Source organism: Martinezella multihospitum (assembly GCF_900094585.1).
Lineage (GTDB): Bacteria > Pseudomonadota > Alphaproteobacteria > Rhizobiales > Rhizobiaceae > Rhizobium > Rhizobium multihospitium.
The window spans coordinates 82,607-97,727 of record NZ_FMAG01000004.1; the positions used below are offsets into that span (position 1 = coordinate 82,607).

A 15,121-nucleotide genomic window follows, 5' to 3' on the forward strand; every position below is an offset into this window, starting at 1 on the left:
CGTCACGCGCTTAGTGGCAAGGATTGATGGTGAAGCCTGCGCGGTATTCGGCGAGGCTCTTTTCCCGATCCGCCGGGGACATTTCGCGAAGCAGCGTCAGCGGCGACAGCAGCGTATGGCCGCGAACGTGATCCAGCGTCCACATGTCCTTCGGGTCGAAGCGCAGATGCGGCTGCGGCACTAGCGTCTTGCCGTCGGAACGGACGAAGTTCAGGTCCTTGATCGCATCGGCAAGATCCCAGCCGTGATAGAGCGTTTCCCACTCGCGCTTGCCGCTGAAGCGGCCCATCGCGGGCGTGGGGCGGCCCTGATACTCGTCGGCGAAGGCCTCGACGGCGGTCCAGCGGTCGAGTTCGTGCGCGAAGGTGTAGATCTGTCCGTCGATCTCGTCGGTCACGATATCCTCGCGGATGAGGCAAGGGACGAGGCAGCTCCAGCAGCGGTGCGGATAGACATAGCCGGTTTCCGTGCTGAAGGTGATCGGCGTCTGGCCCGGACGGCTGAGCTTGTCGTACCATTTCCAGAACTCGCCGAATTCGGCGTACCAGCCCGGATACTTGTGCTCGAACCATTCGAAGTCGGCCTCACGCTGGGCCTCAATGCGCCAGAAATTGACTGGCCAGCCCACGGCGAAGAACTGTGCGACCTTATGGACGTAGCTCTTCTTGGTGATGCGGTTCCAGGCTTCGTGAACGTCGTCGTGGTGGATCTTGATGCCGTATTTTTCCAGCGGCAGCATGTAGGTGCGATAGTAGTCCTCGAAGATCCAGCGGTGCCACATTTCCGCATAGGACTCCTTGGCCTTGTCGCGGTTCGTGGTGCCGTATTCGATGAAGGTGCCGATGGCGGCATCGACGATCGCATGGTTCTGCCAGAAGGCATAACGCAAGTCGCGCTCCAGGAGCAGGTGGTTTTCCGGCTCCTTCAGGGCAGCCATCAGCAGCGAGTGGCCATTGCCGATATGCCGGCTCTCGTCGGACTGCACCGACAGGAACACGGTCGGCAGGGCGTAGTCGCCGTTGCGGGCGGCTTCCGATGGCATCGCGACGAAGAGCGTGTTGGTGAAGGCGGTCTCGGCGACGACGGTCAGGTAGAGGCAGGCCGACGTCATCACGTCGCCGGTGATGAAGCCTTCGCCGAACTGGCGGCCGATCGTCGTGGCATAGCACTTGCCGAAGGCTTCCTCGGTGATATCGAAGCCGGCCGGATCGATATAGTTCTCCATATACCATTTCTTCAGATTCATCTGAATGGTCGAATGCCGGAACTCGTCGACCATCTGCATGGTGAAGCCGGTACGCAGGTCTTCACCGGGCGCGATGCGGGCGACCATGGCCATGGAGCGGGCGGCGGAGATTTCCGGGAACGGAATGATCGCCAGGAAGAGCTTCATCCATTCCACCCAGCGCGGCTCGACATTGCGGAACATGTCGCCGCGCAGCGCTGCGTCGAGCGCACCGTAGACGCGATTGTCCTTTTCCTCCTGCATGGGGAAATAGGAGCGCAGCACCTGCTTCATCGGATCGCGCGGCGCCTTGGTGATCTTGTAGTCCGTCGGAAACGTCATCGCTTCCTGCACGTAGCTCGGATTCCAACCGAGATCGGAAATCCGCTTGGTCGCCTCGCCGACGGAAATGCCCCGCTGCGAGGTTATCTTATTGAGTGTCAAAGACGACATCGTCCTCAGCCTCCACTTTGTTGTGCCGCGGGCCTCAGGCCCCGGCTGGGACGGCGCCAGAAGCGCCGCGAGCGAAAGTTGGAAGGGCGCGACGACGGGATGCGCATGCGCGCGTCCCGGTGGGCCGGCCATTCATGTCGATCGAGGCAAAGGTCTTCGAGGAAGGTCCGGACTCCTCATCCGGATGACTAGCTGCTTCCCCAACTCCTTCGTTCTTCTGTCGCCGCTGTCAGCGCGATAGTTTTATGAGAGTAGACGATGCAAGGGGTGTGCCAAATAGAGTTTCCCAGCACTTTGCGGGTTTTTCGGACGGCGGGCGTGAAATAGTGTAAAGTTATTTTACAATCGTAATTTACAGATGTAACTTTATTTATATTTGCAATGATTGCTTATAATCTTTTGCAATTGCGAAATAAACAATGATCGACATCATGATATTCATGGATTATATTTAACCTGAACGATGTTTATTTTGGATTTGGAAGAGGCTCATGGCAGGCAAGGACGAGCATCAATCGCCGCTCGGCCCGGTCGGAGGCGACATCACCAGTGAGCTCGCCCGGCTGATGCAGCGAGACCTCGTCTTCGTGATGCGCTTCCTGGGAGAAAGCCAGCACCTGATGCAAAGCCATTTCCAGCGGTTCATCCTGCGCGAACTTTCCGTCGCCGGCATTACCGACCAAACGCATCCGATGATCCATGCCTTCGCCGAAAGGCATGCGATCCTGCTGCGCGATTTCGTCTTTTCTGGCGTCTCGCTGTCGAAGCAGCTTCGCGTCGAGGAGGTCGAGCAACTGACGGGAGACACGATGATCCGTGTGGACGTATGGGATCAGCTTCGCAGCCATATCGATCTGGCGGAGCGGCAGTTCAGGACGCAGCTGCCAGATTTGCCCGCCATGCTCGAAGCCTGGAAAGCGCCGGGAGAGGCGACCCGATGAGCGGCCTCAATCAGCATCAATGGCGGATGCCGGCTGGATTCCAGCTGTCGAGAATCCGTCCAGGGTTTTCGCGCAGCAGCTTGTGTGCTTCGGCCATCAGCGCGCCCATGATCGTCGGATCGAGTGCGGCAAGCGCCTCCTGCGCAGCGGCGATTGCCGCCGGACCGGTATCGCGGGCCGCGGCGTCGAGCGCTTCGATACAGGGATGGTCACGCTCGAGATGGCGTTCGGCTGCCTGGCGCAGGGCCTGGAAGAACGTGCTGCCGATCGTTTCGAACATCTCGCGGCTCCTCTTGCTCAAATCCACGCGGCGCATGGGCGCCGGCACGACAGGCAGGATCTCATCATGAGCGATCAAGATCAACCGATCCAGGATCTGCTGCAGCGCCGACTTGATCTCGTGGCCGGTGTCTCGGCTCTCACCGCGAAAACACACAAGCTGATTCAGGAGATGTCGGGCACCGAGATGGAGATCCTGCGCCTGCAATTGGCGCTGGAACGGGATCACGCCAACAATGAGCTCGCTGAGGCATTGAACGAGGCCGAAGAACAAGCCTCCGGCATCCAATCGAGCCAAGCCGATTGCGTAGCGGAGATCGAAGCGGCAGAGGCGGCAATTGCTCATATCGATCGCCTGATCGCCGTTGCAAGGGGAGGATAATCATGAACCAGCAGGCCGCTTCCAACATCACTCTGTTCGACCTTCTCGCCCGCAGCTGGCAGCGGCCGGCTCCCGTTCGCCACATCTGTTTTAACGACGACGGGACATTGCTTGCCGTGGTCTGCGAGGACGGTTCGGTCGCCTTTGCGAGAATGGCGGACAATGAGCCGCCGGAATCCCGCATTGTGGTCGACAGGGGTCAGACGACGATAACGCCCCGACAGGGCAAGGCCGCGCCACTCATCGTCACGCGGGTCAAGGGCGCCGGGTCGGCCTGTGCCTGCGACGACGGCTGTTTTCTCGCCGCAGGGACAAAGGGCGATCTGGTGCGTCTCAGCCGCGCCGGCGAGATGGCGCAAACCGTCTTCTCTGGCGCTGAGCCGGTTCGGGCTTTCGATTACTGCCGGACGACGGGATCGACCGCGATTGCTGCCGGCAACATGCTTCATGTGCATTCAGCCGTAAGCGCATTCGCCCTGCAACGCGATCTTGGCGACGGGGCTGCCGAGCGGATCGCCTTTTCGGAGGATGGGACGATGCTGGCGGTTGCCGGCTCGGCAAGCCTCACCCTGCATCGGATCGCCGACGGTTTGCCGCCGTTCCTGGAAATTCCGCTCTCCTCCCGTCCCCTGTCGCTGACATGGAGCGGCGATGGCCGCTGGCTGGCCCTGGGCATCGAGGGGGCGGGACTATGTCTCGTCGATGTCGGTTCCGGCCGCCAGGTGCTCCTTGCCGATTTCCCCGGAGAGGTGCGCGCGGCGGCCTGGAGCGCGCAGGCAAATGCGCTTGTCGCCGCCGGCGCCTATCGCATCGCCGGCTGGTCGATGGACAACCCGCCGTTCAGCGACAGCGCTGCGGGTGCGCTGACGACAGGCCGCAAGGGCCTGGTCCTGGTCGAAACCGTTGCGGCCCAGCCGAACGGTCGCCTCGTGGCCGCCGGCTATGCTAACGGCCAGGTGGTGGTGGCGCCTCTGGGCGCACGCGAGGAGTTAGTCGTGCGGGCAACCGGTGGGCCGGTTACGACGCTTCAGTGGACCGCCGATGGCCGGCATCTCGCCATGGGCGATGCGCTCGGCACCATCGCTATCGTCACTTTCCCGGCGCAGCTTTTCAAATAATCGAACCATGAATGGAGGAAATCATGCAGGTCGAACTCTCCGACGAGGAAAAGAGCAAGGACGCCTTTTTTGAGAAGATCGCCAGGTTGTCACAGGAGATGGTCGCGATCCACGGCAGGGACTTCAGCATGGGCGCACTGGTCCTCGGCGCACGCTGGATCGCCGAAGGCAAGGCCGATGCCGGCAGCAAGGCCGCGCCACCCAAGGCATGAACATGTTTCTGGAGGCTGTTTCGGCGCGGCTTTCCATGCCGCGCCGAGGGCAACCACGCCCGGATCAGACCCCCCGCGGCTGTATCGCGGTCTGCGCATTGCGTTCCTGCAGGTAGAGCAGGCAGACGGTCCGCAGCATCGAGGCGAGATTGGGCATATTGCCATGTTGCTCCAAAGCCTCGTGGTAAAGTTCCGCGATCAGCTTCGATGTCGATAGCCCCTCGATGGCGGCCATATCCTCCAATGCATTCCAGAAGGCCGATTCCAGCCGCACGCTGGTCGAATGCCCGCCGATCCGGACCGAACGGTTGACCTTGGTGAACCGATCCTGGCCCTGATGGCTCAAGACTCTGCACATCATTTTTTCGTCCTCCCTCGCGCTGCAATTCGCTCACAACAAGGTTCTCCGGCCGGGATGTGGACGGAGAGCGCATGTCCTAGAGCAATTCCAGGAAAAGTGCGCAGCGGTTTTCCGTCCGGAATTGTGTCAGAATAATAAGATCGAGCGGTCCAATGATTCCGTGAAACATTGGACCGCTCTGGTGTCGGAGCCGATGTGCTCAAGGGATCAGCACGGCACGCCCATGGATCTTGCCGTTGTGCAGATCCTTGAGCGCCTGATTGGCGTCGGCGAGCCTGTATTCCACGGTCGTCAGATCGACCAGGCCGCGGTCGGCGAGCGCCATCAGCTCCACCAGTTCGGCCCAGGTTCCCACAAGGTTGCCGATGATGTTCTTCTCGGTGATGACCATGTCCACTGTCGGCACGCGAATATCCTCGCCATATCCGACGACATAATAGCTGCCCATCGGCCGGGTCATCGCGAGCCCCCTGGTGGTGGTGCCCTTTTCGCCGACGAAGTCGATGACGGCTTCGGCGCCCTGGCCCTGCGTCAACTGCAGCACGGCTTCGACCTCGTTGCCATCCGCCTTCACGAGCTTGTCGGCGCCGATATTGCGCGCGAGCGCCAGCGAATCGTCGGACATATCGACGACGATCACGTCAGCGGCGCACATCGCCTTGAGGCATTGGATGGCAATATGGCCGAGCCCGCCGGCACCGATGACGACGCAGTTTTCGCCGGGCAGCAGATGCCGCGTCGCCTTCTTTACGGCGCGATAGGCGGTCAGTCCCGCATCCGCATAGGGCGCGACGTCCTTGGGGGCCAGCGTCTTCGGCAGCGCAACGATATTGCGCTCCGAGGTGCAGAGATATTCGGAATAGCCGCCGTTGCAATCCAGGCCCGGAAACTTGCCGGGGCCATGCATGTCGAAGCCGCGCCGGCAGGCAAGGCAGGTGCCGCCGGAAATCTTCGGATGGACGATGACCGGATCGCCGACCTTGATACCCTCGACCTCTTTGCCGATAGCTTCCACCCAGCCGGCATTCTCATGGCCCATGATCAGAGGCAGGAGGCTATCGCCGTTCGGGTCCATATGCGGGCGCCACACGCCTTCGATGATGTGGAGGTCCGTACGGCAGACTCCCGCGCCGCCGATGCGGACGATGACATCGGTGGATTTCTTGATCTGGGGATCAGGGACCTCCTGTAGTGAGACCCACTGCTCCGCTTTCAGATCGTCGTCATATTTGTTCAGAACCTGTGCCTTCATGCTGATGTCTCCTCCATCGGCGGGATCGATGCCCGTTGCGGGATACACAGCTGCAATTGTTGTTCCAGATTGTATTTCCTAATCTTATCAACAAGATAATCCGACATCGCCGACTCCGCTTGTTCATCGGATGAACGCGGTGAACTGCGGAACTGTCCAGTTTCTGTCTATTGTCATCTCGCCGGCTGCTGTTATCCTCGATGTCATGGTGCATGAGGAGGAACCATGCAGCACCTTTCTGGAATGGACCGGGCACGCAAAGCACTGGAGAGGGGTGATCGTTTCCCGGTCGGTACCCTTCAGCCGATCGTCGCGGAGAGCTGGCAGCGGTGTCGCGAGGGCGGCCTCGATCCACGCGCCATGCCGCAGCACAGCGTCGTGCCATTTTCCGATGTCCGCGCGCGTCGCGAGGCCGCTGTCTCCATGCGCCGACTGGCGCTTGCAGAAATGCAGCTGCTGCATTCGCAGATTGCCGGATCGAACTTCATGATCGCGCTCGCGGATGCCGATGGCATCGTCCTCGATACGATCAGCGACCGAGAATTCGCCGATAGCGCCGCCGGACGTGCGATCATTCCGGGCAGTATGTGGAACGAGAGTGAGCGCGGCACAAATGCGCTGGGACTAGCCGCCATGATCGAGAAGCCGGTGGCTATCTATGGGCGAGAACATTATTTCGCCTGTCACGGCCATCTGAGCTGCATGGCTGCGCCGATCTTTAACTCGCATGGCGAGATCCTCGGTCTGCTCGATGCTTCCTGTGCCCACGAAGCGCGACAGGAGCACACGCATGCTCTCGTGCGTATGGCTGCGTCGCAGATCGAGAACGGCCTCGTATTTCAGGACTATTCCAGCAGCTTCGTCTTCGCCTTCCATCCGCGTGTGGAGTATCTGGACACCCTGTCCGCCGGCCTGATCTCGGTATCGCCGGCAGGTGACATTACCTCCATAAACCGTTCCGGAAGGGCATTGCTGGCCGGTCTGCCGACGACGCGCGGCAGCCACTTCGATGCGCTGTTCGAATCCGGTTTCGGAACAGCGATGGATGGGCTCCTCAACGGCGGCATCATCCGTATTCGCGATCGTGCGGGCAGCGGCGTCTTCATGGCCTGCCGCCAGATCGCCCAGGGCGGGAACAGCCTACCGGCGAGGCAAAGCGGCCCTGCCGTTCCCGCGCTACTGCCGAAAGAGGGCTTGCCGGACTTCGTCTGTGACGACAGCTCGATCCGACAGGCGCTTGCCAATCTCGCGGATGCCGTAGCGCTCAGGATGCCCGTGCACGTCACAGGGGAAACGGGAACTGGCAAGGAGCTGATGGCCCGGCATGTCCATCGCCTGAGCCAGCGGAAGGGCGAGTTCGTACCCGTCAACTGCGGCGCGGTGCCGGAAGATCTGTTCATCTCGGAAATATTCGGCCACGAGGGCGGTGCTTTCACCAATGCGCGCGCCAAGGGCGCGCTGGGGTTCGCCCGCGCCGCCGACCACGGCACCCTGTTTCTCGACGAGGTGGCGGACATACCGCTTGCGGCGCAGACTTCTCTCTTACGCTTCCTTGACAGCATGGAGGTCCGTGCGGTCGGTGCGCACAAGGCCGAGAAGGTAGATGTGCAGATCGTCTCGGCCACCAACCGTAATCTCGAGGAAATGGTGGCGCAGCGACTGTTTCGCGCGGATCTCTATTATCGGCTGAACGCCTTTGCCATTCATCTGCCGGCTCTGGGGGCGCGAATGGATTTTGCCGCGATCGTCCGCCAGGTTCTGGAAGAGATGGCGCCAGGAACGCCGATCACGGATGCGGCTGTCGCCGCGCTCTTTCGCAGAAAGTGGCCGGGCAACATCCGGGAATTGAGAACCGCGCTGCAGCGCGCATTGATCCATCGTCACGCCGATTACCTGGATGAGGATAGCTTCGACGATGGAAGCTCGATGGCCGGAAACCTTCAGGATTGTTGCGATGGATGCAGGGAACGTCCGCTCAGCCGAGCGAAATGTCAGGAGATCCGGGCCGTCTACCGCCGGACGGACGGTAATGTTTCGCAGACCGCGCGCCAGCTTCGCCTCTCGCGCACGACGGTCTACAAGCATGTCCTGTGACGGATCGACGAGCTGTTCAGAGATAGCGGCCGGCGCGCTGCAGGACTTCGATCTTGTAGCCGTCAGGATCGCTGACGAAGAAGAACCGGGCAAATGGCGCACCATCATGGTTGAAGTCCACGATCCTGCCCAGATCGAAGCCGAGTGCGAGGAGGCGCCCATGCTCCGCGGCGACATTGCCGACCGAGACGGCCAGATGGCCGTAACCGTCGCCGAGCGCATAGGGTTCGGTTCGGCCCTTGTTGACCGTCAGTTCAAGTTCGAAACCCGTATCGGAATTGCCGAGATAGATGAGAACGAAGGTGTCGAAATCCAGGCGATCAGCGACGGCAAGGCCAAAGGCCCGCCGATAGAACTCGACCGAGCGCTGCTCGTCCAGTACCCGGATCATGGAATGGATCATTTTAGCCATGCTTCGCCTCCCTTGTCATAAGAACGTGCACCAAATGCGGTTGCTTCCGGTGGTAGCGGAGGGCGACATCGAACGTTTGGCGTCGAACCGGGCGGAAATCCGTTTTGACGGATCTTGCCATCCCGGATTTCCTGATCGGATCGCACTTTCTCATTCCTCAGGAATGCATCGTGTCGCCCGGCAAATCAGTCCGCTTGGCGATATCGCTGTCAATCGGGTGGGGTTCTCAGGCGGCGCGGCACGAGGCATTTTTCTGTTGCCGAGAACTAGCACGGCACGTAAAGATCCACCGGTGTAGCTATAGGGGTATTTCCCGGAGTTGGACGCGCGAGCAATCATGTGGTCAAAGATCCGTCGCCGAGGGCTTCAATCGGCACCGACGTTGATCTTGGCGCTATTTATCGTCGTACTCCTGTCTGCCGAGCTGTGGCGAAGCTATCTGGCCGCGCGGCAAGATGGCGAAAGGACCGTTTTCAATCTGGTTCATGTCTTGTCCGAGCAAGCGGCCAGGACGGTGCAGTCAATTGATCTGAACATCCAGGATATTGTGAAAGAGTTGGCGGATAATCCGTCACTGCCCGTCAACAGCGCCGATTTCCGGGCCGAACTGCATAATAGGTTGAGCACGCTGCCCTATGTCCGGGCAATTTTTGTGATCGGGCCTGACGGGTACATCACCCATGATACGGACTATCCGACGACACCGCATGTCAGCCTTGCCGATCGGGCCTATTTCAAGGCGCATGCTCAAGATCCCTCGCCAGCCTTGCATATCGGCCCGCCGTTGAAGAGCCGATCGGTCGGCGTTTGGTTCATTAGCTTGACCCGGCGTATCGAAGGGAAGGACGGGCGCTTCGCGGGCGTCGTCGTTGCTGCAATGGAGCCGCGTTACTTCAAGGAATTCTACCAGAAGCTATGGGTGGGTGGCGGGACGATCGCGCTTCTGCTGGCCGATGGAACATTGTTGACGCGCTCTCCAAATGACGAAGAGGTCGTGGGCAAGTCCTTTGCGGATGCCGAACCGTTCAAAAGCCTCCTTGCCCAGGGCAATCGCGGCGTCCTGTGGTCTGATAGCCCGATTGACGGGGTCAAGCGCGTGGTCGGCTATCAGCGGCTGGATAGCGCTCCACTCGTCATGCTTGCCACCCTGAATGAAGATGACGTGATGGAGCCCTGGCGCTCGCATGCCATGATCGAAACGGCTGGCGCCGGAATACTTCTGCTTCTGCTGGCCACGCTGGAGTGGCTGGCATGGCGGTATCGCCGTCGCGAGGAACTGGCGCGACAGAGGCTGGAGCGGACACAGAGGCTTGAGTCGATCGGCCGTTTTGCCGGCGGCGTGGCCCACGATCTTGGAAACTTGTTGAGGGTCATCCGTTCATCCGTCCTCCTTCTTCGCCCAACTGTCAGCGATCGTCCGGAAGCGCTTGGCGTTCTGGACGAGCTGGACGTGTCGCTGGCGTCGGGTCGCGAGTTGGTCAACCAACTGCTCTCTTATGCCCGCGATAGACAGTTTCAGGCGGAGGCGACGGATTTGGGACTTCTTATCGATGACGTCCTGCCGATGTTGAGACAAGCCGCGGGACCCAGAATATCGCTTGTCAAGACATTTGCAGATGCCGTGGCCGTGTGCGTCCTCGATGGCACGCAATTTCGGGCCGCTATGGTCAATCTTGTTTTGAACGCCCGCGATGCGATGCCTGCCGGAGGCACCATCTTCATCGATCTTCGTCTGGTCGGGGAACAGAAAGCGGGCGACATTCCCCACTGGGCCGAGGTCACTGTTCGCGACGAGGGAACAGGGATGAGCGAACATGTGCGCAGGCAGGCATTCGATCCATTCTTCACGACAAAGGGGCAGGGCTTGGGCAATGGCTTGGGCCTTAATCAAGTATATGATTTCATTGAGAGATGCGGAGGTCAGGTCGAACTCTTCAGTGAAGAGGGAAAAGGAACGAGCCTAAAGCTTCGTTTTCCGCTGAGCGCGCCTGGCGGCGCATCGGATGCCGGAACCAGCTCCTTGCAATATTCTGCGAAAGCCGGAGACTTCACGTGAGTTTATGATCGCCTGATGGATGAACCGGAAAAGCGTATCGAGCTAGTGCTGAGAATTGAGGAATATGACGGCGCATATGTCTAAGATCATTATCGCAGATGACCACCCGATCGTTCGGGCGGGAATACGGGCTGCTCTCGCGCACCGGCCCGATTGGTGCATTTGCGCGGAGGCCGATGATGGGGAAGCAGCCGTTCAGCTCTCTCTCGAGCATGGCGCGGACATTATCATTCTCGATCATTGCCTGCCGATCATCAACGGACTTGAGGTAAGCCGGCAGCTATGCCGAAAGATGCCGAAAATCAGCGTTCTGGTCTATACGATGTACGAGGATCATGCGCTGGTGCGAGACATCATGAATGCGGGCGCGCGCGGCTATGTGCTCAAGACCGAAGAGGATGCCAGCCTTCTTGCGGCGGTGGAGGCATTGATAAGCGGCAAAATCTATATGTCCCGACAAGTGCAGCAAAGCATTGCCGACGCGGAGGAGAGTGCAGGGGGGCTCGATGATCGTGATTCCCTGACGCCGCGGGAGCGCGAAGTGGTACAGTTCGTCGCGGAAGGAAAGTCCAACAAAACTATTGCCGGGCTTTTGGGCGTGAGCATCAAAACCGTTGATTCCCATAGAACATCCTCGATGAGGAAATTGAAACTGCATACGGCGGTCGATCTTGCGCGATATGCGATACGAAACAAATTGATCAAGCTTTGAGATAGAAGGCGCAGGCTCGATTCGAATACAACTGCCTCTCAGTGCGGCAGGGCAGAGGCAAGCAGGGATTTCCAATTGATGACTCTACCTCTGATCATCACGCCCAAGAGTCCGAAGTGGAAGCCATCGACTGGAGAATATTATTCTACTGTTCGTTCTAATTTCCACTCTATCGCATCGAAATTCCGCGCTTTTCCCTGCTCTTATGCTCAAAAAACGCGGGATCGTTGCGCAACACAATAATTGCGGAATAGATTTCCACAAATTAGGCGGCCTCGAAATTCCTTGCAAACGGAGCCCACGCCGGCCTGCCTGTCAGGTCTATACCTGATGGCTCCGAGATTGACGCTGTGTTACCGATGGACCTGCTTCTTCGATTGGCTGGTTGAAACACGGTAGCAATGATTCAGCAGAGAGCGCAAAGGCGACCACAAAGCGTATATCGCGACAAGGTGCATATTGGTCGAAGTTTCATCAACTGTAGGTCAATCGACACCAAGCCATGGCCGGCACGCCTGTCGGCCCTATCGCCGGGGCCGCACTGTTTAAGAAAGTTCGGTCCTGGCGATAGACAATTTGAACTCCGGATCTGGGTATCAGGCCTTGCTTGATGCAATCAGTGGGATGCTGATGGTTCGTCAGCAGTAAGCACGTTCACAAAGAGGACATTCCTTACAGGAAACGTTGAGGCGCAAGATCACAATCCTAAAGGAGCTGATCCGTCTCATCTTCCAAAAAATGGTTCCAATTGGACCAAAGTTGGCAGATTCATTAGCGAGAACACCATTTGTCTGAAATTCACTCCCAGCTGCTCAGTTGCACCCGCAATATCATTTGCTCCTTTGTCGCAAATAATTTCATCGAATGTGACAAGGTTCCCGATCTTATCCAAGGGGTCTACGGAAGCTTGGCAGGTGTCCTTGATGTTAGGGCTAGCATTGTAACTCCCGAGAGGCAAAAGCCCGCTGTTCCCATCGCGAGTTCGGTGGCTCCCGATTACATCATATGCCTGGAGGACGGTCGAAAGTTCAAGTCGTTACGTCGTCATTTGCGCGTCAAATACAGCCTGACGCCCGATGAATATCGCACCAAATGGGGATTGCCCGACGACTACCCCATAATTGCGGAGAATTATGCTGCCGAACGCTCGAGGATAGCAAAGGAATTCCGTCCTGGCAGAGCATCTATTGTTCCGACAAGATAAGACTGGCGAATTAAGCCATCGTAACCAATGTGCGGGGGCACGAATAGGCAGGAAACTATACGCGACAGGCAATAAGTCTTCGTGATTGCCGCACTAACTAAATGGAATTGTAAATTAAAATGAAATTATGGATATCGTTACGAGCATCACTAAAGAATAGATCATGCTCTTGAGCGATGTTTTCGTAAACGCCAACTTGTTGACTGAAAACCATGTCAGATAGAACGCTACATTTAGTTCAAACCATGCAGGTCTATTTTGCGTTTAAGGACGAAATGAGGAGATTGAGGGAGCTCCTGGAGCAAGAGCGGCAAGCTTCCGGCGCAACGATCGCGGAATTCTACGACGCACGCAGGAATGCGCAATTTGCGATGGAGATTACCCGCTTCGTCGAATGCAGGAAGCAGATGGAGTATCGGCTGATAGAGGCGGAAAAAATAATCGAAGATCCGAATGCAGATTCAGATGTACTCACAAATACAAACTCAGAGACCACATATATCTCGTGAGGCAGACAAATGCCTTGAGGAAATGGAGCATCGGCAGGTGAAATATCTCAGCCATATTGCCGGGGCTGATCTCGGCAATTTGAAATCGTTGATCAGGCTGACGTTCGGGTTCAAGTCGAAGAAGATGGTCATGTCGTTTGGCACTTAAACGGGGTCCTCCTCACTTTCTGCGGTTAACAAATCGTTGGTAACTATGCCGCTATGGGCTGGCATGTGAACAAAATCGAAATGGTCTCCCGGTCCGGGCATTAAGGTACAAAGCGTCGCGTCTAATGGCGAAGGTGATTGGGTTGTGTCTGCGTGCGGACCATCCTCGGGCATATGCCCGGATTGCCGACATCAGAGCGGAAGTCGGCACGGTTGGTCGACCGCAGTCTCCAGGACCTGCCGATTCAGGGCAATGAAGTGACGGTCAAGCTTCAGTTAAGCCGCGGGCGTTGCAGATATCGGCAGTGCAAACGGCAAACATTCACCGACCCGGTCCCGGGGATTGCCTCGCCTTACGCACGCAGGACCAGGAGGGTCGCCGAAATGGTCGGCCTGCTGGGTCACAGCACTGGCGGACGGCCCGGAGAGCACTTGATGAGACGGCTTGGGATGCCGATCAGCGACGATACTATCCTGCGGCACTTGAAGCGAAATGCTTCACGGGTCGACGACGAACCCTCGGCACGGATCATCGGTATCGATGATTGGAGTTGGAGGAAATCATGGCGCTACGGCACGATCATCGTTGATCTCGAACGCCGGAAGGTCATGGACATTCTCGAAGACTGGAGTGTGGCAAGCGTTGCACGATGGTTGAAACAGCACCCGGCTATCGAAGTCGTCAGCCGAGATCGATGCGGGCTTTACGCGCAGGCTGCTCGCGAAGGTGCCCCGAAAGCGTCGCAAGTGGCGGACCACTTTCATCTCATCCAAAATCTGCGTCTTGCTATTGAGGAACAGATGAGCCTCTCAGGCCGGGCACTGCTGCCAGACGAGGATATCGAGAAGGACTGTGACGATCGGAATTTGCGTGAGCAGGCGCCTGAAACGCCGTTGCGCAATCAGCTTCGCCAGGCACATCGGCAGTCCCGGAAGGAGGTATTCGAGACGGTGCACACCTTGAGCAAAGAAGGCTTGACCTGCTCGGACATCGCGCGTCGCACGGGATATGGCCGCCGCAGCATCGCGAAGTGGCTGACATTCGAAAGTCCACCAGATCGACGAAGGAGTGCGCTACGGCCGACCTCTCCTCTATACTTCGAAGCTTTTCGAGCCCAATGTTGGAAGGATGGCAACCGCCGTGGGCGGCATTTGTTCCACGACATCAGGCGCCGCGGATATACCGACAGCTTTTCCAATCTCGAACGCCTCCTGGCAACATGGCGTCGCGCCGAGAGGCCGGAGCAGATTAAGGATGAGAGTGATACGGCGCCGGCTCGGATTGGGCCTGCCGACAGAACATATGACAATGCGCCTATACGTGACCCGCAAACCGGTCATCTGATCTCACCGGTTGTCGCGGCTGCTCTTTGCATAAAGCCGCGCGGCGCACTGACCAGCAATCAAGCGCGGAAAGCGGATGCGCTCAAACAGGGATCATATACGTTTGCTGCTTTGCGCAGCTTCTCCATGCGATTTCGCGGACTATTTCGTGGCAGAGATTCGACGAAGCTCGAAGGATGGCATCGATGATGCCATTGATTCCAGACTCACCTCCCTCGCCCGTTTCGCACGAGTCCTCCGCCGTGATATCGACGCCGTGCGCAACGCCATCGACTTGCCCTGGAGCAACGGTAAGGCGGAGGGTCAGATCAGCCGACTGAAGACGATCAAGCGTGCAATGTACGGCAGAGCGGGTTCGGAGCTTCTCAGAGCGCGGATGAGGCAAATTGATATCGCGAAGCTCCACACAAAGTGAGGAAG

The 15,121-nt window shown here is 58.3% G+C and carries 14 protein-coding genes and 1 pseudogene; 10 read left to right on the forward strand and 5 right to left on the reverse strand.

What is annotated here, in order from left to right; all coding sequences use genetic code 11:
* Window positions 1–10 precede the first annotated feature (10 nt).
* Window positions 11–1,678: an aromatic/alkene/methane monooxygenase hydroxylase/oxygenase subunit alpha gene (locus GA0061103_RS16560; RefSeq protein ID WP_092712962.1), complete on the reverse strand. Its 1,668-nt coding sequence runs from the start codon at window positions 1,676–1,678 to the stop codon at window positions 11–13.
* Window positions 1,679–2,169: 491 nt separating this feature from the next.
* On the opposite strand from GA0061103_RS16560, the gene GA0061103_RS16565 reads away from it, so the two are divergent.
* Entirely contained in the window at window positions 2,170–2,619 is a 450-nt protein-coding gene (locus GA0061103_RS16565) for a hypothetical protein (protein WP_092712964.1), read from the forward strand.
* 16 nt (window positions 2,620–2,635) lie between these two features.
* Here GA0061103_RS16565 and GA0061103_RS16570 read toward each other — a convergent pair whose 3' ends face one another.
* Window positions 2,636–2,899, reverse strand: coding sequence for a hypothetical protein (locus GA0061103_RS16570; protein ID WP_141694437.1), 264 nt, complete (start codon window positions 2,897–2,899; stop codon window positions 2,636–2,638).
* Between the two features lie 66 nt (window positions 2,900–2,965).
* Here GA0061103_RS16570 and GA0061103_RS16575 point away from each other — a divergent pair, with 66 nt between their 5' ends.
* The 3 genes from GA0061103_RS16575 to GA0061103_RS16585 are packed head-to-tail and all read left to right on the forward strand — an operon-like array spanning window position 2,966 to window position 4,610.
* Window positions 2,966–3,280, forward strand: coding sequence for a hypothetical protein (locus GA0061103_RS16575; protein WP_092712968.1), 315 nt, complete (start codon window positions 2,966–2,968; stop codon window positions 3,278–3,280).
* A gap of 2 nt (window positions 3,281–3,282) precedes the next feature.
* Window positions 3,283–4,398 (forward strand): WD40 repeat domain-containing protein, encoded by a 1,116-nt coding sequence (locus GA0061103_RS16580; RefSeq protein WP_092712970.1) that lies wholly within the window; start codon window positions 3,283–3,285, stop codon window positions 4,396–4,398.
* A 23-nt stretch (window positions 4,399–4,421) separates the two neighbouring features.
* Window positions 4,422–4,610 carry a hypothetical protein gene (locus tag GA0061103_RS16585; RefSeq protein ID WP_092714306.1) on the forward strand — a complete coding sequence of 63 codons (189 nt, stop codon included), beginning with the start codon at window positions 4,422–4,424 and terminating at the stop codon, window positions 4,608–4,610.
* A 64-nt stretch (window positions 4,611–4,674) separates the two neighbouring features.
* Here GA0061103_RS16585 and GA0061103_RS16590 read toward each other — a convergent pair whose 3' ends face one another.
* Entirely contained in the window at window positions 4,675–4,971 is a 297-nt protein-coding gene (locus GA0061103_RS16590) for a ribbon-helix-helix domain-containing protein (RefSeq protein WP_342587975.1), read from the reverse strand.
* A 199-nt stretch (window positions 4,972–5,170) separates the two neighbouring features.
* Window positions 5,171–6,223: an NAD(P)-dependent alcohol dehydrogenase gene (locus tag GA0061103_RS16595; RefSeq protein ID WP_092714308.1), complete on the reverse strand. Its 1,053-nt coding sequence runs from the start codon at window positions 6,221–6,223 to the stop codon at window positions 5,171–5,173.
* A gap of 225 nt (window positions 6,224–6,448) precedes the next feature.
* Here GA0061103_RS16595 and GA0061103_RS16600 point away from each other — a divergent pair, with 225 nt between their 5' ends.
* On the forward strand, window positions 6,449–8,317 hold the full coding sequence (locus GA0061103_RS16600; RefSeq protein WP_092712974.1) for a sigma-54-dependent Fis family transcriptional regulator: 1,869 nt from the start codon (window positions 6,449–6,451) through the stop codon (window positions 8,315–8,317).
* Between the two features lie 16 nt (window positions 8,318–8,333).
* On the opposite strand, the gene GA0061103_RS16605 is transcribed toward GA0061103_RS16600, so the two are convergent.
* Window positions 8,334–8,729, reverse strand: coding sequence for a VOC family protein (locus GA0061103_RS16605; RefSeq protein WP_092712976.1), 396 nt, complete (start codon window positions 8,727–8,729; stop codon window positions 8,334–8,336).
* 337 nt (window positions 8,730–9,066) lie between these two features.
* Here GA0061103_RS16605 and GA0061103_RS16610 point away from each other — a divergent pair, with 337 nt between their 5' ends.
* The 5 genes and pseudogenes from GA0061103_RS16610 (at window position 9,067) to GA0061103_RS16630 (ending at window position 15,116) form a co-directional block, all read left to right on the forward strand.
* On the forward strand, window positions 9,067–10,785 hold the full coding sequence (locus GA0061103_RS16610; protein ID WP_092712978.1) for a hybrid sensor histidine kinase/response regulator: 1,719 nt from the start codon (window positions 9,067–9,069) through the stop codon (window positions 10,783–10,785).
* Window positions 10,786–10,849: 64 nt separating this feature from the next.
* Window positions 10,850–11,497, forward strand: a complete 648-nt coding sequence (locus tag GA0061103_RS16615) for a response regulator (protein ID WP_092712980.1) — start codon at window positions 10,850–10,852, stop codon at window positions 11,495–11,497.
* Between the two features lie 787 nt (window positions 11,498–12,284).
* Window positions 12,285–12,701: a Ros/MucR family transcriptional regulator gene (locus GA0061103_RS16620; RefSeq protein ID WP_092712982.1), complete on the forward strand. Its 417-nt coding sequence runs from the start codon at window positions 12,285–12,287 to the stop codon at window positions 12,699–12,701.
* A 212-nt stretch (window positions 12,702–12,913) separates the two neighbouring features.
* Window positions 12,914–13,210, forward strand: a complete 297-nt coding sequence (locus tag GA0061103_RS16625; RefSeq protein ID WP_092712984.1) for a hypothetical protein — start codon at window positions 12,914–12,916, stop codon at window positions 13,208–13,210.
* A 247-nt stretch (window positions 13,211–13,457) separates the two neighbouring features.
* Window positions 13,458–15,116, forward strand: a pseudogene (locus GA0061103_RS16630) (ISL3 family transposase).
* Window positions 15,117–15,121: the final 5 nt, after the last annotated feature.

What these genes read in the sequence shown, in the direction of transcription:
- GA0061103_RS16595 (WP_092714308.1), bottom strand. Translation starts at nt 6,223, where the DNA reads ATGAAGGCACAGGTTCTGAACAAATATGACGACGATCTGAAAGCGGAG.
- GA0061103_RS16570 (WP_141694437.1), bottom strand. Translation starts at nt 2,899, where the DNA reads ATGTTCGAAACGATCGGCAGCACGTTCTTCCAGGCCCTGCGCCAGGCA.
- GA0061103_RS16605 (WP_092712976.1), bottom strand. Translation starts at nt 8,729, where the DNA reads ATGGCTAAAATGATCCATTCCATGATCCGGGTACTGGACGAGCAGCGC.
- GA0061103_RS16590 (WP_342587975.1), bottom strand. Translation starts at nt 4,971, where the DNA reads ATGATGTGCAGAGTCTTGAGCCATCAGGGCCAGGATCGGTTCACCAAG.
- GA0061103_RS16600 (WP_092712974.1), top strand. Translation starts at nt 6,449, where the DNA reads ATGCAGCACCTTTCTGGAATGGACCGGGCACGCAAAGCACTGGAGAGG.
- GA0061103_RS16625 (WP_092712984.1), top strand. Translation starts at nt 12,914, where the DNA reads ATGTCAGATAGAACGCTACATTTAGTTCAAACCATGCAGGTCTATTTT.
- GA0061103_RS16585 (WP_092714306.1), top strand. Translation starts at nt 4,422, where the DNA reads ATGCAGGTCGAACTCTCCGACGAGGAAAAGAGCAAGGACGCCTTTTTT.
- GA0061103_RS16615 (WP_092712980.1), top strand. Translation starts at nt 10,850, where the DNA reads ATGACGGCGCATATGTCTAAGATCATTATCGCAGATGACCACCCGATC.
- GA0061103_RS16575 (WP_092712968.1), top strand. Translation starts at nt 2,966, where the DNA reads ATGAGCGATCAAGATCAACCGATCCAGGATCTGCTGCAGCGCCGACTT.
- GA0061103_RS16610 (WP_092712978.1), top strand. Translation starts at nt 9,067, where the DNA reads ATGTGGTCAAAGATCCGTCGCCGAGGGCTTCAATCGGCACCGACGTTG.
- GA0061103_RS16560 (WP_092712962.1), bottom strand. Translation starts at nt 1,678, where the DNA reads ATGTCGTCTTTGACACTCAATAAGATAACCTCGCAGCGGGGCATTTCC.
- GA0061103_RS16580 (WP_092712970.1), top strand. Translation starts at nt 3,283, where the DNA reads ATGAACCAGCAGGCCGCTTCCAACATCACTCTGTTCGACCTTCTCGCC.
- GA0061103_RS16565 (WP_092712964.1), top strand. Translation starts at nt 2,170, where the DNA reads ATGGCAGGCAAGGACGAGCATCAATCGCCGCTCGGCCCGGTCGGAGGC.